The 20888-nt window shown below is 71.7% G+C and carries 17 protein-coding genes; 4 read left to right on the top strand and 13 right to left on the bottom strand.

Going from position 1 to position 20888, the window contains the following annotated elements; translation table 11 throughout:
- Positions 1–61: 61 nt before the first annotated feature.
- From infB to rimP, 4 genes are all read right to left on the bottom strand, one after another.
- Positions 62–3193: a translation initiation factor IF-2 gene (gene infB / locus OHA84_RS25945; protein WP_266950209.1), complete on the bottom strand. Its 3132-nt coding sequence runs from the start codon at positions 3191–3193 to the stop codon at positions 62–64.
- A gap of 148 nt (positions 3194–3341) precedes the next feature.
- On the bottom strand, positions 3342–3629 hold the full coding sequence (locus OHA84_RS25940; RefSeq protein ID WP_053675251.1) for a YlxR family protein: 288 nt from the start codon (positions 3627–3629) through the stop codon (positions 3342–3344).
- A gap of 156 nt (positions 3630–3785) precedes the next feature.
- Entirely contained in the window at positions 3786–4874 is a 1089-nt protein-coding gene (gene nusA / locus OHA84_RS25935; protein ID WP_053675249.1) for a transcription termination factor NusA, read from the bottom strand.
- Positions 4875–4876: 2 nt separating this feature from the next.
- Positions 4877–5374 carry a ribosome maturation factor RimP gene (gene rimP / locus OHA84_RS25930; protein ID WP_053675248.1) on the bottom strand — a complete coding sequence of 166 codons (498 nt, stop codon included), beginning with the start codon at positions 5372–5374 and terminating at the stop codon, positions 4877–4879.
- Positions 5375–5651: 277 nt separating this feature from the next.
- Here rimP and OHA84_RS25925 point away from each other — a divergent pair, with 277 nt between their 5' ends.
- Genes OHA84_RS25925 through OHA84_RS25910 form a run of 4 tightly spaced genes read left to right on the top strand, consistent with a single transcriptional unit; the run spans position 5652 to position 8495 of the window.
- Positions 5652–6164 (top strand): hypothetical protein, encoded by a 513-nt coding sequence (locus OHA84_RS25925; protein WP_266969564.1) that lies wholly within the window; start codon positions 5652–5654, stop codon positions 6162–6164.
- Positions 6161–6619 (top strand): ferritin-like domain-containing protein, encoded by a 459-nt coding sequence (locus OHA84_RS25920; protein ID WP_053675244.1) that lies wholly within the window; start codon positions 6161–6163, stop codon positions 6617–6619. The genes OHA84_RS25925 and OHA84_RS25920 overlap by 4 nt, the downstream gene beginning before the upstream one ends.
- 16 nt (positions 6620–6635) lie before the next feature.
- Positions 6636–7538 carry an aminoglycoside phosphotransferase family protein gene (locus OHA84_RS25915; protein WP_053675242.1) on the top strand — a complete coding sequence of 301 codons (903 nt, stop codon included), beginning with the start codon at positions 6636–6638 and terminating at the stop codon, positions 7536–7538.
- A gap of 42 nt (positions 7539–7580) precedes the next feature.
- Positions 7581–8495, top strand: a complete 915-nt coding sequence (locus OHA84_RS25910; RefSeq protein WP_266969566.1) for a slipin family protein — start codon at positions 7581–7583, stop codon at positions 8493–8495.
- Between the two features lie 46 nt (positions 8496–8541).
- On the opposite strand, the gene OHA84_RS25905 is transcribed toward OHA84_RS25910, so the two are convergent.
- The 9 genes from OHA84_RS25905 to OHA84_RS25865 all read right to left on the bottom strand — a co-directional run bounded on the left by OHA84_RS25905 (position 8542) and on the right by OHA84_RS25865 (position 20876).
- Positions 8542–10236, bottom strand: a complete 1695-nt coding sequence (locus tag OHA84_RS25905; protein ID WP_053675238.1) for a proline--tRNA ligase — start codon at positions 10234–10236, stop codon at positions 8542–8544.
- 42 nt (positions 10237–10278) lie between these two features.
- A complete protein-coding gene (locus OHA84_RS25900; RefSeq protein ID WP_053675236.1) occupies positions 10279–10851 on the bottom strand; it encodes an N-acetyltransferase in 573 nt (190 codons plus the stop codon).
- A 134-nt stretch (positions 10852–10985) separates the two neighbouring features.
- On the bottom strand, positions 10986–11831 hold the full coding sequence (locus tag OHA84_RS25895) for a GNAT family N-acetyltransferase (protein ID WP_266969569.1): 846 nt from the start codon (positions 11829–11831) through the stop codon (positions 10986–10988).
- Positions 11832–11978: 147 nt separating this feature from the next.
- Entirely contained in the window at positions 11979–13136 is a 1158-nt protein-coding gene (gene ispG, locus OHA84_RS25890; RefSeq protein WP_053675232.1) for a flavodoxin-dependent (E)-4-hydroxy-3-methylbut-2-enyl-diphosphate synthase, read from the bottom strand.
- A gap of 206 nt (positions 13137–13342) precedes the next feature.
- The gene (locus OHA84_RS25885) at positions 13343–14644 is read right to left on the bottom strand and encodes an RIP metalloprotease (protein WP_053675231.1); all 1302 of its coding nucleotides are present in this window, start codon (positions 14642–14644) and stop codon (positions 13343–13345) included.
- On the bottom strand, positions 14641–15894 hold the full coding sequence (gene dxr, locus OHA84_RS25880) for a 1-deoxy-D-xylulose-5-phosphate reductoisomerase (protein ID WP_266969572.1): 1254 nt from the start codon (positions 15892–15894) through the stop codon (positions 14641–14643). Before dxr ends, OHA84_RS25885 begins: the two co-directional genes overlap by 4 nt.
- 20 nt (positions 15895–15914) lie before the next feature.
- A complete protein-coding gene (locus OHA84_RS25875; RefSeq protein WP_266969574.1) occupies positions 15915–17177 on the bottom strand; it encodes a hypothetical protein in 1263 nt (420 codons plus the stop codon).
- 116 nt (positions 17178–17293) lie between these two features.
- Positions 17294–19246 (bottom strand): acyl-CoA dehydrogenase family protein, encoded by a 1953-nt coding sequence (locus OHA84_RS25870; RefSeq protein ID WP_266969576.1) that lies wholly within the window; start codon positions 19244–19246, stop codon positions 17294–17296.
- 184 nt (positions 19247–19430) lie between these two features.
- Positions 19431–20876, bottom strand: a complete 1446-nt coding sequence (locus tag OHA84_RS25865) for an aldehyde dehydrogenase family protein (RefSeq protein ID WP_053675222.1) — start codon at positions 20874–20876, stop codon at positions 19431–19433.
- Positions 20877–20888: the final 12 nt, after the last annotated feature.

Here is a 20888-nt window from a genome sequence, read left to right as displayed (position 1 = left end):
CGTACGACCTCTCGGCCGTACGAGCCTTACGCCTTACGACACGGTGCGAACCGCCTCGCGCTTACGCGCGGGGCTTCTCGCGCATCTCGTACGTCGCGATGACGTCGTCGATCTTGATGTCGTTGAAGGAACCGAGGTTGATACCGCCCTCGAAGCCTTCGCGGATCTCGGTGACGTCGTCCTTGAAGCGGCGCAGACCGGAGATGGTGAGGTTCTCGGCGATGACCTTGCCATCGCGCAGGAGCCGCGCCTTGGTGTTGCGCTTGACCTCGCCGGAGCGGATGAGAACACCCGCGATGTTGCCCAGCTTGGACGAGCGGAAGATCTCGCGGACCTCCGCCGTACCGAGCTCGACCTCTTCGTACTCCGGCTTGAGGAGACCCTTCAGGGCCGCCTCGATCTCCTCGATGGCCTGGTAGATCACCGAGTAGTAGCGGACGTCGACACCCTCGCGGTCCGCCATCTGCGCGGCGCGACCGGCCGCACGGACGTTGTAACCGATGACGATGGCGTCGGAGCCCATCGCCAGCGAGATGTCGGACTCGGTGACCGCACCCACACCGCGGTGCAGGACCCGGATGTCGACCTCTTCACCGACGTCGAGCTGGAGCAGCGAGGACTCGAGAGCCTCGACCGCACCGGACGCGTCGCCCTTGATGATGAGGTTGAGTTCCTGGACCAGACCGGCCTTGAGCACGGAGTCGAGGTCCTCGAGGGACACACGACGGACGCGCTTGGCGAAGTTGGCGTTGCGCTCTCGCGCAGCACGCTTCTCGGCGATCTGACGGGCCGTACGGTCCTCGTCCACGACGAGGAAGTTGTCGCCGGCGCCGGGGACGTTGGTGAGACCCAGGACCAGGACGGGGGTCGACGGACCCGCTTCCTCGACGTTGTTGCCCTTGTCGTCGAGCATGGCGCGCACTCGGCCGTAGGCGTCGCCCACGACCATCGTGTCGCCGACGCGGAGGGTACCGCGCTGCACGAGGACGGTCGCGACGGCACCGCGGCCGCGGTCGAGGTGGGACTCGATCGCAATACCCTGAGCGTCCTGCTCCGGGTTGGCGCGCAGGTCGAGCGAGGCGTCGGCGGTGAGGACGACGGCCTCCAGCAGGGAGTCGATGTGCAGACCCTGCTTGGCGGAGATGTCGACGAACATCGTGTCGCCGCCGTACTCCTCGGCGACCAGACCGAACTCGGTGAGCTGACCGCGCACCTTGACCGGGTCGGCACCCTCGACGTCGATCTTGTTGACCGCGACGACGATCGGGACGCCGGCGGCCTTGGCGTGGTTGAGCGCCTCGATCGTCTGCGGCATGACGCCGTCGTTGGCCGCGACCACGAGGATCGCGATGTCGGTCGACTTGGCACCACGGGCACGCATGGCGGTGAACGCCTCGTGACCCGGGGTGTCGATGAAGGTGATCTTGCGCTCTTCACCGTTGACCTCGGTACCGACCTGGTACGCACCGATGTGCTGCGTGATGCCACCGGCCTCGCCCGCAACGACGTTCGTCTTGCGGATGGCGTCGAGCAGTCGGGTCTTACCGTGGTCGACGTGACCCATGACGGTCACGACCGGCGGACGCGGCATGAGGAATTCCTCGCCGCCCTCGTCCTCGCCGAACTCGATGTCGAAGCCCTCGAGGAGCTCGCGGTCCTCTTCCTCCGGGCTGACGATCTGAACCGTGTAGTTCATCTCGCCGGCCAGCATTTCGAGGGTCTCGTCGGAGACGGACTGCGTGGCGGTGACCATCTCGCCGAGGTTCATCATCACGGCGACGAGCGACGCCGGGTTGGCGTTGATCTTCTCCGCGAAGTCGGTGAGGGAGGCACCGCGCGACAGGCGAACGGTCTCGCCCTGGCCGCGCGGCAGCATCACGCCGCCGACCGACGGGGCCTGCATGGCCTCGTACTCCTGGCGCCTCTGACGCTTGGACTTGCGACCACGACGGGCCGGACCGCCGGGACGACCGAAGGCGCCCTGCGTGCCACCACGGGCACCGGGACCACCGGGACGCCCGCCGAAGCCGGGACGACCGCCGCCACCGGCACCGGCCGGACCGCCACCGAAGCCGCCGCCACCGGGACGGGGGCCACCGAAGCCGCCACCGCCGCCGGGACGCGAGCCCGGACCGGCCGGACGACCGGCGAAGCCGCCGCCCGCGGGACGACCGGCGCCGCCGCCGGGACGGGCACCGCCCGCACCGGGACCACGGCCACCGGGGCCGCCGCCGGGACGCGGACCGGGACCACCGGCAGCGGGACGCTGCGGCATCATGCCCGGGTTGGGACGGTTACCGCCGGGAGCACCACCGGGACGCGGGGCGCCGCCCTGCGGACGAGGCATGCCGCCCGGGGTGGGGCGAGCGCCGCCCTGACCCTGGGGACGCGGGGCGCCACCGGGGCCGCCCTGCGGACGGGGAGCACCCTGGCCGCCGCCGGCGCCGGGGGCACCGGGACGGGGAGCGCCGGCCGGACGGGGCGCCTGCGGGCGCGCCATGCCGGTGGAGCCACCAGAGGTGAACGGGTTGTTGCCCGGACGGGGACCGGCCGGACGGGCGCCCTGCGGACGCGGGGCACCGGCACCGCCGGCGGGACGCTGGGACGGACCGCCGGGGGCGGAACCGGCCGGGCGCGGGGCGCCGGGACGTGCGCCGGACTGACCGCCCTGACCCTGGGCCGGACGCTGCTGCGCCGGACGGGGGCCGGGAGCGGCCGCGGCGGGACGCTCGGTGCGCGCCGGGGCGGCCGGGGCCGCCGGAGGCGCGGAGAACTCGGTCGCCACGGGAGCCGCCGGAGCGGGCTTCGGGGCGGCCGGAGCCTTGGGACCGGGACGCGGGCCGGATGCGGCCGGAGTCACCGGGGCGGGAGTACTGGCGGCCGGAGCCTCGGCGACGACCGGCTTGGGGGCCGGTGCACCGGGCTTCGGGGCGGCAGGACGTGCCGCAGCGGCCGGGGAGGGCGCTGCGGGCTTGGCGGGCGCTGCCTTGCGGGGCGCGCCGGGCTTTGCAGCGGACTTGCCGGCGTTGCCGCCGGGCCCCTGCAGTGCGTCAGTCAACTTGCGTACGACAGGCGCCTCGATCGTCGAGGACGCCGAACGTACGAATTCACCGAGTTCTTGGAGCTTGGCCATGACGACCTTGCTCTCTACCCCGAACTCCTTGGCGAGTTCGTATACCCGGACCTTAGCCACTTCGCTCCTTTTAGGTCCGGGTTACGCCGGACCGTCGCTACTTCATGGGCGTACTCATCGCGTACTCATCGAGTGCTCATCGCAATCTCGACCTACTTCCAACTCGCGAGGTACCTGACCGCACGGGGTATCCGTGCCGTACTACTTCTTACGGTGTCGCCCCGGCCTCACCGGCCACGGCTTTGCGCAGTGTCGCCGTGTCGAGCGCTCCGGCGGACCGAAGGGCCCGGGGGAACGCTCTGCGGCGGACCGCCTGGTCGAGGCAGACCACGGCGGGGTGCACGTAGGCACCCCGGCCGGGCAGCGTACCGCGAGGATCGGGGACGCATTCGTCCTCGACCGCCACGATGCGCAGCAGATCGCTCTTGGCCGCTCGCTCCCGACACCCCACACAGGTGCGTTCGGGGCATGCGCGGGCTTGCGTCCGGCCAGACACGCCTAAGTCTACCTCCCCGCACCGACCTCACCCCTTCGGGCGAAAAATCGAACGGATGTCGTTGTGATTCACATGGATCCCGGAGGACCCACAGGTCAGGGACCCCGACCTGCGGGGTCCCTGTCTACCGGCCGAAAACCACCGACCGGTAGTGGTTTATTCCCCGCGCCGGTCGGAGTGACGGTCCGCACCGCGGTCACCACCGCGGTCCCGGTCCCCGTCGCGGTCCCGGTCACCACCGCGGTCGCGGTCGCCGTCCCGGTCCGAGGGGTCCTCGGTGTCCGGGCGGATGTCGATGCGCCAGCCGGTGAGCCGCGCGGCGAGGCGGGCGTTCTGGCCCTCCTTGCCGATGGCCAGCGACAGCTGGTAGTCGGGCACGGTCACGCGGGCGGAACGGGAGTCCCAGTCGACGACCTCGACCTTGCTCACCCGGGCGGGTGACAGGGCGTTGGCGACCATCTCCGCCGGGTCGTCCGACCAGTCGACGATGTCGATCTTCTCACCGTGCAATTCGGCCATCACGTTGCGCACACGGCTGCCCATGGGGCCGATGCAGGCGCCCTTGGGGTTCAGGCCGGAACGCGTGGAGCGGACGGCGATCTTGGTGCGGTGGCCGGCCTCGCGGGCGATGGCCGAGATCTCGACGCTGCCGTCGGCGATCTCCGGGACCTCCAGGGCGAACAGCTTCTTCACCAGGTTGGGGTGGGTCCGCGAAAGGGTCACGGACGGGCCGCGGACGCCCTTCGCGACGCGCACCACGTACGCCTTCAGGCGCAGCCCGTGGGTGTACTCCTCACCGGGGACCTGCTCCTGCACCGGCAGGATGGCCTCCAGCTTGCCGATGTCGACGAGGACGTTCTTGGGGTCCTTGCCCTGCTGGACGACGCCGGTGATGACGTCACCCTCGCGGCCGAGGAACTCGCCGAAGGTCAGGTCGTCCTCGGCGTCGCGCAGACGCTGGAGGATCACCTGCTTGGCGGTCGTCGCGGCGATCCGGCCGAAGTCCGACGGCGTGTCGTCGAACTCCTTGGGCTCCTGGCCCTCTTCGAGATCCTTCGGGTCTTCCGTCGCCCACACGACCACGTGACCGTTGGTGCGGTCGAGCACGACGCGGGCGCGGCGGAAGCTGCCCTCGGTGCGGTGGTACGCGATGAGGAGGGCCGACTCGATCGCCTCGACGAGCAGGTCGAAGGAGATCTCCTTCTCCCGGACCAGACCCCGTAGGGCACTCATGTCGATGTCCACGACTACGCCTCCTCTTCCTTCTTGTCCTTGCGGTTGAACTCGATCTCGACACGCGCCTTGACGATGTCGGTGAATGCGATGCGGCGGGTGGTCGCCTTGCGGCCCTTCACACCCGGTACTTCGAGGTCCATGCCCTCGTCGTCGACGTCGAGGATGCGGGCGATCAGTTCCCCGCTCTCGGCCGACTGGAACTTCACGAGACGGCCGATCGCCCGGATGTAGTGACGGTGCTCGGTCAGCGGGCGGTCCGCGCCCGGCGAGCTCACTTCGAGGACGTACTCGTCCTCGCCCATCACGTCGCTCTCGTCGAGCAGATCGGAGACCTCGCGACTCAGCTCGGCACAGGCGTCCAGTTCCACACCCTCATCGGAATCCACGATGATCCGCAGCATCCGGCGCTTGCCCGCCTTGGACGTCTCGATGTCTTCGAGGTCCAGGCCCTTGGCGGTGACCAGCGGCTCCAGCAGTCCGCGCAGCCTGTCGCTCTGGGTGGTGCTCATCCGGGTGACTCCTCGGCCGCGTGTGCTGTTGTGGTTTTCTGTCGCGTGTCAGGTCAAAGGGTATCCGGTCGCGGAGGGTGTTGCCGTCCGTGCTCCGGGACGGGCCCCGGGTACCTTGATCACACCCGCCCCGCCGTCACCTCCGGAGGACGTCACCGTGCCCTGGACCACGCCACGCCCGCCGTCCGTGCCCGCGCGGACCTCGGGTTTCCCGGAGCCGGCGGAGGCCGCCGGTCCCCCGCGTCCTTCGCGCGCATCGCGCCCCTCTCGTCGCGGCGTGCTCGTCACGGCCGTCGGCGCGGGCGGCACCGCGCTGCTCGGCGGGTGCTCGGGTGGTGACGACTCCTCCGGCGCGAGCACCGAGGTGTCACTCGAACGGCGGATGCGGGAGGGCGCCGTTCGTGACAGCGAGGATCTGCTGGAACGTTACGACAGGACCATCGCCGCCCATCCGGACCTGGCCGGGCGGCTGGTACCGCTGCGCGCCTCCGTCGCGGCGCACCCCGCTGCCCTGGCGTTCGTCGAACCCGGTCGGTCGGACGAGCGGCAGGCCTCCCCTTCGCCCTCCGCCTCGGCGACGGCCACGCCGTCGCGCTCCGGCGAGCCGGTTCCGCCCAAGGCCGCCGACGCCCTGACCGAACTCGCGGACGCCGAGCGGAGCCTGGCCGAGACCCGGACCGTCGCGCTGGCCGGCGCCCCCGGGGAGCTGGCGCGGCTGCTGGCCTCGGTCGCGGCCTGCGGCGCGGTCCACGCGTACCTGCTGACCTCGAACCCGGGAGCCCGACCGTGAAGCCCGAGCCCTCCGCGACGACCCGCCCGCTGGAGGCCGCGCAGTCAGCGTTGGCCGCCGAGCACGCAGCCGCGTACGCCTACGGGGTGATCGGCGCGCGCATCGCGGCGGCCCGTGCGCCCGAGGCCCGCGAGGCGTACGGGCAGCACCTGGCGCGGCGTGACTCGCTCGCCCGTACCGTGCGCGACCTGGGCGGATCCCCCCGCCCGTCGGAGGCCGCGTACGCCCTGCCGTTCGAACTGCGGACCCCTGCGGACGCCGAGCGGCTCGCCGGTGACGTCGAGGACCGGGTGGCCGGCGCCTACTCCGATCTGGTGCGGGCCGCCGACGGCCCGTTGCGCCGCGAGGCGGCCGACGCGCTGAGCGCCGCGGCGGTCCGCGCGGCGCGCTGGCGTGGTGTCGGCGTAGCCTTCCCTGGGCTCACGGAACGTTCGAAGCGAGCCCAGACCAGCTGAAAGGGATCACGCACGCATGGCTTTCGAACCGCCGCAGCGGCTGGTACGGGCGCTCGGCGAGACGCCGGAGACGACGCGGGACACGGACTGGCTGGGGCGGTTGCCCCGACTGACCGAGGAGGCGCTGACCCGGCGTGAGGTGGCCGCGCAGCGGGTGCAGGCTCCGGGTGGCCGCAGCAGCCTGGTGGTCCTCGTCCGGTACGCCGACGGGACCCCGGCCGCGCTGAAGTTGGCGCCCCCCGGGGCGCGGCCCGACCGGGAGCTGGCGGCGCTCGCCCACTGGGGCGGGTTCGGGGCCGTACGGGTCCTGGACTCGCGGTACCACGAGGAGGACGGGGCGCTGCTCCTGGAGCGGCTGCACCCGGAGGTGTCGCTGCGCTCGCTGCCCGAGGCGAAGGCGCTGCTGGAGGCCTCGGGGACGCTCCGGCGGCTGTGGGTGGCCCCCGGGGCCGATCACCGGTGGGAGACCGTCGCGCAGCGCACGGACCGGCAGGCCGAGGCACTGCGGAAGGCTCCCCCGGAGGTCGAGGCGCTGGCCGCGACGGCCCTCGCGCTCCGTGAGGAGCTGACGGCGGCGCCGGGCGAGGAACTGCTGCTGCACGGGAACTTCCGGCAGGGCAAGGTGCTGGCGGGTGAGCGGGCGCCGTGGCTGACGGTCGGTCCCGACCCGGTGGTCGGCGAGCGGGCCTACGACCTCGCGCGGCTGGTCAGGGACCGGCTGGAGGACCAGGTCGCCTCCTCGACGGGGGCGTCGGGCGCGCGCCGACGGGTGAACAAACTGGCCGACGCGTTGGACGTGGACCGGGAGCGGCTGCGGGGCTGGGCGGTGTTCCGCGCGGTGGAGTCGGGGAACCGGGCGCTGGCCGCCGGGCGGCGTCGGGACGCCGAGCTGTTGTTGGAGTTCGCGGCCTGGTTGTAGGGCATACCGTACATATAAGGATATGTACGGCAGGGGGCCGTCATGGTCGAGGAACTGCTGACAGCGGCTGTCGCCGCGGGCGTGGGAATCATGGTGTACCTGGGCGTCGCCGCCCGGGTGGTGAAGCAGTACGAGCGGGGCGTGGTGTTCCGGCTGGGCCGGCTCCGTGAGGGTGTTCGGGGCCCCGGCTTCACCTTCGTCGTCCCGGGCGTGGACAAGCTGCGCAAGGTGAACATGCAGATCGTGACGATGCCGGTGCCGGCCCAGGAGGGCATCACCCGGGACAACGTCACGGTGCGGGTGGACGCGGTCGTCTACTTCAAGGTGGTCGACGCGGCCGACGCGATCATCCAGGTCGAGGACTACCGGTTCGCGGTCTCGCAGATGGCCCAGACCTCGCTGCGGTCCATCATCGGCAAGTCGGACCTGGACGATCTGCTGTCCAACCGGGAGCAGCTGAACCAGGGACTGGAGCTGATGATCGACAGCCCGGCGATCGGCTGGGGCGTCCAGATCGACCGGGTCGAGATCAAGGACGTCTCGCTGCCGGAGACCATGAAACGGTCGATGGCCCGGCAGGCCGAGGCGGACCGCGAGCGGCGGGCGCGCATCATCAACGCGGACGCGGAGCTCCAGGCGTCGAGGAAGCTGGCCGAGGCGGCCGAGGTGATGTCGGAGCAGCCGGCGGCGCTGCAACTGCGGCTCCTGCAGACGGTGGTGGCGGTGGCGGCGGAGAAGAACTCCACCCTGGTCCTGCCGTTCCCGGTGGAACTCCTGCGCTTCCTCGAACGCGCGGCGCCCGCCCCCGCGCCTCCCGCACCTCCCGCACCCCCGGCACCCCCGGCACCCCCGGGTCCGGCCATCGAGCCGGGCGCGACCGCGACCCCGACCATCGAGCCGGGTGCGGACCCCGACGCGCCCCCGGCCCTCGACCCGCCCCCGGCCGAACGCGACTAGCCGGGACACGGGCCGACGAGCCCCGCGTCCCGGCCGGACCGTCACGTCACGTCAGGCGGGCCAGCGCCTGCGCCAGGGGGAGTTCCTCGCGGGTGCCTTCCCTGCGGTTCTGGAGTTCGACCACCGACTCGGCCGAGCGGCGCCCGGCGACCAGGATCCACGGCACGCCGATCAACTCCGCGTCGGTGAGCTTGACCCCGGGCGACAGTCCCGGCCGGTCGTCCAGGAGGACCCGCCGGCCCGCGGCGGCCAGTGCCTCGGCGGCTTCCGCGGCGAGCGCCAGCGGTACGGCCTTGCCCGCCGCGACCACGTGCACGTCGGCCGGTGCCACCTCGGCGGGCCAGCACAACCCCCGTTCGTCGGCGGTCTGTTCGGCGAGCGCCGCGACCGCCCGGGAGACGCCGATCCCGTACGAGCCCATCGTGACCCGGACCGGCTTGCCCTCCTTGCCGAGCACGTCGAGCCCGAAGGCGTCGGCGTACTTGCGGCCCAGTTGGAAGATGTGGCCGATCTCGATCGCGCGGTCCAGGCGGAGGCCGACACCGCAGAGCGGGCAGGGGTCGCCGGGCTCCACGACCACCACGTCGAGGTACCGGTCCACCTCGAAGTCCCGTCCGCAGACCACGTCGCGGGCGTGTGTGTCGGGCTTGTTGGCGCCGGTCACCCATGAAGTGCCGGGCGCGACACGGGGGTCGGCCAGGTAGCGGACCTTGCCCAGGCCCTGGGGGCCCACGTAGCCGCGTACCAGGTCGGGCCGGTCCACGAAGTCCTCGGCCGTGACCAATTCCACGACGGCCGGGGCGAGATGCTCGCCCAGCTTCCCGAGGTCCACCTCGCGGTCCCCCGGTACGCCGACGGCCACGATCTCGCCGTCGACCTTGACGAGGAGGTTCTTCAGCGTCGCCGAGGCGGGTACGCCCAGGTGGGCGGCCAGCGTCTCGATGGTGGGGGTGTCGGGGGTGGGGATCTCCTCCAGCGGGCCGTGCTCGCCGGCCACCGGGGTCAGGGCGAAGGTCACCGCCTCCGTGTTGGCCGCGTAGTCGCAGGACGGGCAGTCGGCGAAGGTGTCCTCGCCCGCCTCGGCCGGGGCGAGGAACTCCTCGGACGCGGAGCCGCCCATCGCTCCCGAGACCGCCGACACGATCCGGTGGTTCAGCCCGAGCCGCTCGAAGATGCGACGGTAGGCGGCGCGGTGGAGGGCGTAGGACTCGGCCAGGCCCTCGTCGCTCACGTCGAAGGAGTACGAGTCCTTCATCTGGAACTCGCGGCCGCGCAGCACCCCGGAGCGCGGCCTGGCCTCGTCGCGGTACTTGGTCTGGATCTGGTAGAGCATGACCGGCAGGTCCTTGTAGGACGTGCACTGGTCCTTCACCAGCAGGGTGAAGATCTCCTCGTGGGTGGGGCCGAGGAGATAGTCCGCGCCCTTGCGGTCCTTGAGGCGGAAGAGCAGGTCGCCGTACTCCGACCAGCGGCCGCTGACCTCGTACGGCTCTTTGGGCAGCAGCGCGGGGAGGAGTACCTCCTGGGCCCCGATCGCGTCCATCTCCTCGCGGACGACGCGCGAGACGTTGTCCAGGACCCGCTTGCCGAGCGGCAGCCAGGTCCACACCCCGGCGGAACTGCGCCGGACGTAGCCGGCGCGGACCAGCATGCGGTGGCTGAGGGTCTCCGCGTCGGCCGGGTCCTCGCGGAGGGTCTTGGCCATGAGGCGGGACATGCGCTGCACGTGTTGCGTTGACATGACGGGAGGCTATCGGGGACCGGCGCGGGGTCCGAAACGAATTCAGCGCCGGTGCAGGGGCAGCGGGGCGCCCATGACGGCGTACGGCAGGCTCGCGCTGGGGAAGTGCACCCGGCGGGCGAGGTCGGTGTAGCCGAGGGCGCGGTAGAGGCCGCGGGCGGGGCTCTCGGTGTCGATGGCGGACAGGATCGAGCGGGGCTCGGCGGCGGTGTCGGTGATCCGCGTGATCAGGGCGCGGCCGACGCCCCGGCCCTGGAATCCGGGGTGCACGTGGAGTTCGGTGATGACGAAGGAGTGGTCGAGCCAGCCGTCGTGGCCGCCGGCGCGCAGGTGCGGTTCGACGACGGTGGACCACCAGTGGTCGCGGTCGTTGGGCATGCCGTACACGAATCCGGCGAGCGCGCCGTCCTCGGTGAACGCCCCCAGGGCGCGGGCGCCCCGGCAGTCCATGTGGCGTTGGACGATGTAGCGCCGGATGCCGACCTCGTCGTCGCTGAGCCCGAACGCGACGGCTTGCACGCGCAGGGCCTCGTCCACGCGGGCGGCGAGGTCGAGGGCGGCGATGCGGAGTCCGGCGGGCCGGTCGGGGTCGTCGCCCTCGGAGGTAGGCAGCATGCCGTGACCTTACTCGGGGGTACCGGCCAGGGATACGTGGCCCTCTCGGCCGGCGGCCCGCCCCGGGGGCGCCGACGCCCCGGGTTCCGCGGGAGCCGGCCGCCGCGGGTGGAGCGGGCCGGGGGCGGGTCGGGTCAGAAGAGCACGCTCATGAACGCGCCGACCTCGCGGAAGCCCACGCGGCGGTAGGACGCCCGGGCGGCGGTGTTGAAGTCGTTGACGTAGAGGCTGACCACCGGGGCCACGTCGCGCAGCGCGTACTCGACGACGGCCGCCATGCCGGCCTCGGAGTGCCCCCGGCCGCGGAACTCGGGGTCGACCCAGACGCCCTGGATCTGGCAGGCGCGGGGGGTGGCGGCGCCGATCTCCGCCTTGAAGACGACCTTGCCGTCCTCGACGCGTGCGAAGGAGCGGCCGGAGCCGACGAGTTCGGCGACCCGGGCCTGGTAGAGCAGGCCGCCGTCCCCGGCGAGCGGGGAGATGCCGACCTCCTCGGTGAACATCGCCACGCAGGCGGGCATGATCAGGTCCAGTTCGTCCTTGCGGATCCGGCGGACCAGGGGATCCGCCCTGACCTCGGTCGACGGCTGTTCGATGACCATGAGGGGTTGGCGGGAGCGGACGTCCCGGGCAGGGCCCCAGCTGGGCTCCAGGAGCTGCCACAGCAGCCGGGTGGCCTCGGCCGGACCGACGATGGAGGAGCAGCGGCGGCCGGTGCGGCGGGCCCGGTCGGCGAAGGCGCGTACGGCGTCGGGTCCGGCGCAGACGGGGACCAGGTTGGCTCCCGCGTAACAGAGGGCCTGGAGCGCGCCGTCGGTGTACCAGCCCCACATCTCGCCGCCGAGGCGCCACGGGTCGAGCCCGGCGACCTGGACGCGCGAGGTGACGAAGGCGTTCTCGACGGGGTCACGTCCCAGGACCGCGAGCGCGGCGTCGAGATCACTGGGCTCAAGGACCCGGGTGGTGGTCTGCGTCAACACTGGGGCCTCACCATGCAAGTCTGCTGATCCCCGAACTGTACCCGGCGTCGCATGAGGATGCCTGGTCCCACGGGTCACGAAAAAGCCCCGGCCCCGCCCGCGAGCTGCGGGAACGGGCCGGGGCCTCAGCGGTGTCGGCGGGGTCGCTCAGACGCCGATGGCGACGGTGGGCTCGCCGGACGGGATGCCGTCCTTCTCCATCTGCTCGGCGATCTTCAGGGCCTCTTCGATGAGGGTCTCCACGATCTTCGACTCGGGGACGGTCTTGATGACCTCGCCCTTCACGAAGATCTGGCCCTTGCCGTTGCCGGAGGCGACGCCCAGGTCGGCCTCGCGGGCCTCGCCGGGGCCGTTGACGACGCAGCCCATGACCGCGACGCGCAGCGGGACCTCCATGCCCTCCAGGCCCGCCGTGACCTCCTCGGCCAGCTTGTAGACGTCGACCTGGGCCCGCCCGCAGGACGGGCAGGAGACGATCTCCAGGCGGCGGGGCTTGAGGTTCAGCGACTCCAGGATCTGGTTGCCGACCTTGATCTCCTCGACCGGCGGGGCGGAGAGGGAGACGCGGATGGTGTCGCCGATGCCCTCGGAGAGCAGGGCGCCGAAGGCGACGGCGGACTTGATGGTGCCCTGGAAGGCGGGGCCGGCCTCGGTGACGCCGAGGTGCAGCGGGTAGTCGCAGGCGGCCGCGAGCTGGCGGTAGGCGTTGACCATGACGACCGGGTCGTTGTGCTTGACCGAGATCTTGATGTCGCCGAAGCCGTGCTCCTCGAAGAGGGAGGCTTCCCACAGCGCGGACTCGACGAGCGCCTCGGGGGTGGCCTTGCCGTACTTCTTGAGCAGTCGGGCGTCGAGGGAGCCCGCGTTGACGCCGATCCGGATCGGGGTGCCCGCGGCCTTGGCCGCGTGCGCGATCTCCTTGACCTTGTCGTCGAACTGCTTGATGTTGCCGGGGTTGACGCGGACGGCGGCGCAGCCGGCGTCGATCGCGGCGAACACGTACTTCGGCTGGAAGTGGATGTCGGCGATCACCGGGATCTGCGACTTCTTGGCGATCACGGCGAGCGCGTCGGCGTCGTCCTGCGTCGGGCAGGCGACACGGACGATGTTGCAGCCGGAGGCGGTGAGCTCGGCGATCTGCTGGAGGGTGGCGCCGATGTCGGAGGTGCGGGTCGTGGTCATCGACTGCACCGAAATGGGTGCGTCTCCACCGACGGCCACGGAACCGACCTGGATCTTGCGACTGACCCGTCGGACGGCGAGCTTCGTCGGCACGGACGGCATTCCGAGAGAGATGGCAGTCATCTGCTGTGCAACCCCAAGGTGTGGATCAAGGTCCCGAGATCGGCGGGCTCCAGGCTTCGAGATTACGCCAATCAGCGCGGGACCCACGCATCGCCGGGGGTGTGCCACCCGAACGCGAAGGGCCGGGCACGATGTGTGCCCGGCCTCCTACGCACGGTCGTACGACTTTCGCATGAGCGGTCGATCCGGAGATCGGACCGGACGCGTCAGGTGATCTTGATCGGGTTCACCACGTCCGCCACGAGCACCAGCAGGGTGAAGCAGACGAAGACTCCCGCCACCACGTAGGCCAAGGGCATCAGCCGCGCCACGTCGAACGGACCGGGGTCCGGCCGGCGGAAGACACGGGCCACGTTGCGTCGCACCGACTCCCACAGCGCGCCCGCGATGTGACCGCCGTCGAGCGGCAGCAGCGGCAGCATGTTGAACAGGAACAGCGAGAGGTTGAAGCCCGCCACCAGGTTCAGGAAGATCACCAGGATGTGGGTGGGCGGCAGGTCCAGGGTGAAGATCTCGCCGCTGACCCGGGCGGCGCCCACGATGCCCATCGGGCCGTTCACGTCGCGCTCGGCGCCGTTGAAGACGGAGTTCCACAGGGCCGGGATCTTGGACGGCAGCGCGACCAGGGACTCGACCCCGGACTCCATCATGTCGCCCATGCGGGAGGCGGCCTGCGGGAAGGACTGCTCCACGTACCCGCTGGCCGGCGCGAAGCCGAGGAAGCCCGCGGTGACGTACTGGTCCTTGACGTACTCGCCGCGACCGTCGGTCTTGGCGACCGTGTTCTCGATCAGGGTGGGCTTCAGGTCGACCAGGCGGCCCGCGCGCTCCACGGTGACGGTGGCCGGGCCGACGGTGGCGCGGATGTCCTTCTGGAGCGCCGACCAGTCGTCGACCTTCCTGCCGTTGAACGCGACGATCTTGTCCCCCTGCAGCAGGCCCGCGGCCTTGGCGGGGGCCACCGGGTCGCCGGCGGCGCACTTGTCGCGCTTCTCGCTCTGCTGGAGGACGCAGTCGGACACGCTGCTGACCACGGTGGTCTGGGTGTTCACGCCGAAGGTCATCAGCGTGGCCAGGAAGATGGCCACGGCCAGGACCAGGTTCATGAACGGCCCGGCGAACATCACGATCACGCGCTTCCACGGCTTGCGCGTGTAGAACAGCCGCGTCTCGTCGCCGGGCTGGAGCTCCTCGTACGCGGCGGAGCGCGCGTCCTCGATCATCGAGCGGAAGGGCGACGTCGAGCGGGCGGTGACCTTGCCGTCCTCGCCGGGCGGGAACATCCCGATCATGCGGATGTAGCCGCCCATCGGGATGGCCTTTATCCCGTACTCCGTGTCGCCCTTCTTCCGCGACCAGACGGTCCTGCCGAAGCCGACCATGTACTGGGGCACGCGGATGCCGAACATCTTGGCCGTGGAGAGGTGGCCGAGTTCGTGCCAGGCGATGGAGACCAGCAGGCCGACCGCGAAGACGACCACACCGATCAGGGTCAGCAGTATCGTCATGCGCTCGCCTCCGCGGCGGCGCGTGCCGCCATCTCCCGTGCCCGGGCCCTGGCCCAGGTCTCCGCTTCAAGGACGTCCCGGACGGTCAGGGAAGTTCCCGCCTCCGGCGTTCCGTGCTCATCGACCACAGCGGAGACCGTATCCATGATTGCTGTGAACGGCAGCCGACCGGCCAGGAAGGCGGCCACGCACTCCTCGTTCGCCGCATTGAACACGGCCGGGGCGGTACCGCCCAGTGCGCCCACGTGGCGGGCCAGTCCCACCGACGGGAAGGCCTCGGTGTCCAGCGGGAAGAACTCCCAGCTCGACGCCTTGGTCCAGTCGAACGCCGGGGCCGCGTCGGGGATCCGCTCGGGCCAGCCGAGGCCGATCGCGATCGGGCCGCGCATGTCCGGCGGGGTGGCCTGCGCCAGGGTGGAGCCGTCCGTGAACTCGACCATCGAGTGGACGTAGGACTGCGGGTGGACGACGACCTCGATGCGGTCGAAGGGGATGTCGTAGAGCAGGTGCGCCTCGATGACCTCCAGCCCCTTGTTGACCAGGGTCGCCGAGTTGATCGTGATGACCGGGCCCATGGCCCAGGTGGGGTGCGCCAGCGCGTCCTGGACGGTGACGTGGGCCAGCTCGGCGCGGGTGCGGCCGCGGAAGGGGCCGCCGGAGGCGGTGACCACGAGCTTGCGCACGTCGGCGCGGGTGCCGGCGGCGAGCGCCTGGAACAGCGCGGCGTGCTCGGAGTCCACCGGGATGATCTGACCGGGCTTCGCCAGCGCCTTGACCAGGGGGCCGCCGACGATCAGCGACTCCTTGTTGGCCAGGGCCAGGGTCCGGCCGGCCCGCAGGGCGGCGAGGGTGGGCGCGAGGCCGATGGAGCCGGTGATGCCGTTGAGCACGGTGTGGCACGCGGAGGCGGCCAGTTCGCTCGCCGCGTCGGGGCCGGCCAGGATCTCCGGCAGCGGCTCGTCGCCGCCGTACTGGGCGCTCAGCGCCTCTTTCAGGGCCGGTACGGCGTCCTCGTCGGCCACGGCGACCGTGTCGACCCGCAGCAGCCGGGCCTGCTCGGCCAGCAGCGCGACGCGCCCGCCGGCGGCGGACAGCGCGGTCACGCGGAAGCGGTCCGGGTTGCGCAGGGCGAGGTCGATGGCCTGGGTCCCGATGGACCCGGTCGACCCGAGGATGACGATGTCCCGGCGGCCGACCGCGGGGTCGAAGAGGAGGTGCGGATCGGCGAGGGGGGCTGGGCTGTCGCTCATGCTCCCATTGTTGCCGCAACTCAGGTGCGGTTGGACACGGAGTCCCCTTGAATCACACCGGCCAACAGCTCCGGCAGCGTCCCGGCGAAGTCGGGGAGCGCCCGGGCGGCCCGCCACCAGGCGTCCGCGTCCGCGCCGAGGGCCTCGGCGAACAGCCGGTCCGCCTCGGCGCGGGCCGCGTGGACGGCCTCGGGACGGTCGTGGCGGTCGGGGTGGTCGATGTCGCCGAGCCAGTGGTCCTCGTCCAGGGCCCAGCAGGCGGGCACCTTGTGGCGGATCACGTCGGCCCCGGTGAGCAGGCCCCGGTCGAGGCAGTCACGGACCCATCGAATGTCCTCGCTGACCTGTTCCATCGGCACGGCCAGGCTGACCAGGGCCAGTTCGCGTTCCACCCCGCCGACCGGTTCGGGGCCGGTGTGGACACCGGCCGGAGGCGTCTCCCGCGCGGCCACCACCTCGACCAGTTCGGGCAGCGTGCCGCCGAAGCCGACGGCACGCCGGCTCAGGATCGGCCACCAGCGCGGGTCGTCACCCAGGGTGGGTCGCAGCACCCGGCGCACGGCGGACCGGACCTCGGCCTGCTCGGGCACGTTCCAGCGCAGCCCGCCCGGACCGGCGGACAGGTCCGCCAGGAGCAGGGTCCGCCCGGCGGGAGTCACGCGGGAGACCAGCTCGTCGCAGGTCAGGAGCCCCATCCGGACGGCCCGTACGGCGGGGCGGTACCAGCGGCGCCCGTACGTCTCCCCCGGTGTGCCGGCGAGCAGCGCGACGGACACGTCCAGGGGCAGGTCGCCGACCAGGAGCAGCGCCTCGATCGCGCCGGGCGGCAACGGGTCGCGGGCGTGCCGGGCGCGCAGCAGTGCGGGGTCGAGGGTATGCGGCAGCCGCAGCAGGGTGAGCGGGAGCCGGGGGCGGGCGCCGTGCGCGCGCAGCAGCCCGATCAGTTCGTCGGTGTCCAGCGGTCCGGGGCCGACGCCGAGGGCCGCGAGGAGTTCCGGGCCGGGCGCGGGGCGGTCCGCGTACCGCGCGGGTCCGGGCAGGCCCGGCAGCGGGCGCCCGAACACGCGCGGGTTGCGGGCGACGGTCCGCCGGTCCTCGTCGCTGCCGTGCCGCAGCACGAGCGTGACGAGGGAGGCGGGCAGGTACTCGTCGCGGAGCAGGTACTTGCGGGTGGTGTCGTCCAGCCGGCCCGTCAGGTCGGTGGTGACGGGGTCCGGTGCGTGGCGCAGCAGGTGCGCCACGCACCAGGCCAGCCGTCGGCTGTGACGGTCTTCCTCGGCCATCGCCATCGTTCCCGTCCGCCTCGTGCTCGTGCCGGTACTCGTCCTGTTCGCGCGGGCCGCTCCCTCGGTCGCTCGGATCGCTCCTCGTGGCTCGGGCCCGTCTTGATCCTCGCAGGTCAGCGCAGCGGGCGGTGGACGTTTTCGCGGGTGGACGGGCCCGGGGTGGCGTCGGCGATCCACGGGCCGTCGCCCGAGGGGTCGAGGATGCCCTCCTCCAGCCAGGTGTAGGTGCCGGACAGCACCCCGGCGACGACCTTGCCGTCCAGGTCGTCGGTGTTGGACCAGAGCCGGCCGAAGAGTTCCTCGACGCGGATCCGGGACTGCCGGCAGAAGGCGTCGGCGAGTTGGTAGGCCTCGCGGCCGTGGTCGCCGGTCGCGCGCAGGTGCTCGGCGCGCACACAGGCGGCGCTCATCGCGAAGAGTTCGGCGCCGATGTCCACGATCCGGCCGAGGAAGCCCTGCTTCGTCTCCATCCGCCCCTGCCAGCGGGACATGGCGTAGAACGTCGATCGGGCGAGTTTGCGGGAGGTCCGCTCGACGTAGCGCAGGTGGGTGGCGAGGTCGGGGTGGCCGTCGGGGTGGAACTCCCGGTAGGTCCCCGGCACCTGGCCGGCCCCGGTGGCCAGTCTGGGCAGCCAGCGCGCGTAGAACCCGGCCGCGCGGGCGCCGGCCTTCGCCTTGTCGCCGAGGGCCTTCTCGGGGTCGATGAGGTCGCCGGCCACCGACAGGTGGGCGTCCACCGCCTCCCGCGCGATGAGCAGGTGCATGATCTCGGTCGAGCCCTCGAAGATCCGGTTGATGCGCAGATCGCGCAGCATCTGTTCGGCGGGGACGGCCCGCTCGCCGCGGGCGGCCAGCGACTCGGCGGTCTCGAAGCCGCGTCCGCCGCGGATCTGGACCAGTTCGTCGGCCATCAGGCAGGCCATCTCGGAGCCGTAGAGCTTCGCGAGGGCGGCCTCGATGCGGATGTCGTTGCGGTCCTCGTCGGCCATCTGGGAGGCGAGGTCGACCACGGCCTCCAGGGCGAAGGTGGTGGCGGCGATGAAGGCGATCTTGGAGCCGACCGCCTCGTGCCGGGCCACCGGCCGGCCCCACTGCTCGCGCACGCCCGACCACTCGCGTGCGATCTTCAGACACCACTTGCCGGCGCCGACGCACATGGCGGGCAGCGAGAGGCGGCCGGTGTTCAGGGTGGTCAGCGCGATCTTCAGACCGGCGCCCTCGGCTCCGATCCGCTGGGCCGCGGGGACCCGCACCTGGTGGAAGCGGGTGACGCCGTTCTCCAGACCGCGCAGGCCCATGAAGGCGTTGCGGTGCTCGACGGTGATGCCGGGCGAGTCCGCCTCGACCACGAAGGCGGTGATCCCGCCCCGGTGGTTCTCGCTCTTCGGTACCCGGGCCATCACGACGAGCAGGTCGGCGACCACCCCGTTGGTGGTCCAGAGCTTCACCCCGTCGAGGAGGTACCCGTCGCCGCTCTCGTCCGGTACCGCCGTGGTGGCCAGTCGCGCCGGGTCGGAGCCCACGTCGGGCTCGGTGAGCAGGAAGGCGCTGATGGCGGTGGTGGCGCAGCGGGGCAGGTAGGTGTCCTTCTGCTCCCGGGTGCCGAACATCTTGAGCGGCTGGGGGACGCCGATCGACTGGTGGGCGGAGAGCAGGGCCCCGATGGCGGGGCTGACCGAACCGACGAGGGCGAGCGCCTTGTTGTAGTACACCTGGGTGAGACCGAGACCCCCGTACTTCGGGTCGATCTTCATGCCGAGTGCGCCGAGTTCCTTCAGTCCGCGCACGGTCTCGTCGGGGATCCTCGCCTCGCGTTCGATGCGGGCCCCGTCGATCTGCGTCTCGCAGAACTGCCGCAGCCGGGCCAGGAAGGCCTCGCCGCGCCGGACGTCCTCGTCGGCGGGCAGCGGATGGGGGTGGATCAGGTCGAGCCGGAACCGCCCGAGGAAGAGCTCCTTCGCGAAGCTGGGCTTGCGCCAGTCCTGTTCCCGGGCCGCTTCCGCGACCTGCCGTGCCTCGCGTTCGGTCACCTTGGGCTGAGTGCCGCTGGGCTGTGTTGCGGACATGAGAGGGGACTCACCTCGCCGCCGAAGTCGGTTGACTTTCCGGATACCGGTCGGTGCTACCTGGTGAGTGGTACCCGTTTCGTGCGCCCTGAAAAGGGGCGTCCGGCCGGGTGGGCGAAAAGGAGACGGCCGGAGCCCCCGCACAGTGGGCTCCGGCCGTCGGCTCATGGCCGTACGAGTGCGCTCAGATGTCCAGGCCCGTGAGGACCAGGACCCGCTCGTACGTGTAGTCGTCCATGGCGTAGCGGACGCCCTCGCGACCGACGCCGGACTGCTTGACGCCGCCGTACGGCATCTGGTCGGCGCGGTAGGACGGCGCGTCGCCGACGATCACACCGCCGACCTCCAGCTCGCGGTGCGCGCGGAACGCGACCTGGATGTCCCGGGTGAACACGCCGGTCTGCAGACCGAACTTCGAGTCGTTGACGGCGGCGAAGGCCTCGTCGACCCCGTCGACCTTCTGCAGCGTGAGGACCGGCCCGAAGACCTCCTCGACGGCGAGCGTGACACCGGCCGGCAGGTCCGCGACGACGGTGGGCTCGTACGAGGCACCCTCGCGCTTGCCGCCGGTGAGCAGCTTGGCGCCGGCGGAGACGGCCTCGTCCACCCAGGACTCGACGCGCTTGGCGGCGTCCTCGGAGACGAGGGGGCCGACGTCGGTGGCGGAGTCGGACGGGTCACCGGTGACCTGGGCACGGACCTTGGCGACGACCTTCTCGACGAGGCGGTCGTACACGGAGGCGTCGGCGATCACGCGCTGCACCGAGATGCAGGACTGGCCGGCCTGGTAGTTCGAGAAGGTCGCGATACGGGTCGCGGCCCAGTCGATGTCGGCCTCGGAGGACCAGTCGGCGAGGACGACGGCCGCGGCGTTGCCGCCGAGCTCCAGGGTGCAGTGCTTGTGGGGCACCGACTGCTGGATGGCGTAGCCGACCGTGTCGGAGCCGGTGAAGGAGATGACGGGCAGGCGCTCGTCCTTGACCAGGGCGGGCATCTTGTCGTTCGCCACGGGCAGGACGGACCAGGAGCCGACCGGCAGGTCCGTCTCGGCGAGCAGCTCGCCGAGGATCAGGCCGGAGAGCGGGGTGGCCGGGGCCGGCTTCAGGATGATCGGCGCGCCGACGGCGATGGCGGGAGCCACCTTGTGGGCGCACAGGTTCAGCGGGAAGTTGAACGGCGCGATGCCGAGCACGGGACCCTTGACGAAGCGGCGGGTCAGCGCGAGCCGGCCGACGCCACCGGCGTCAGTGTCCAGGCGCTGGGCCTCTCCCCCGTTGAAGCGGCGGGCCTCCTCGGCGGCGAAACGGAACACGGACACCGCACGGCCGACCTCGCCGCGGGCCCACTTGATGGGCTTGCCGTTCTCGGCGGAGATCAGCTGGGCGATCTCCTCGGTGCGCTCGGCGAGCCGCTTGGACACGTGGTCCAGGGCGGCGGCCCGTACGTGGGCGGGGGTCGCGGAAAACTCCGCCGTCACGGCGTGCGCCGCGGCCACGGCCTCTTCGACCTGTGCGTCGGTCGGCACGCTGACGGAGCCGACCAGGCGACCGTCCCACGGGGAGTGGACGTCGAAGCTGTCCTCGCCGGTGGCCAGGCGGCCGGCGAGCCAGAAGGCGTGGGTGGAAGTCATGCGAATCCCGGC

The organism is Streptomyces sp. NBC_00513, from assembly GCF_041431415.1.
GTDB lineage: Bacteria > Actinomycetota > Actinomycetes > Streptomycetales > Streptomycetaceae > Streptomyces.
Note: the sequence above shows the minus strand (reverse complement) of the source record. Positions and strands in the feature narration are given on the sequence as shown.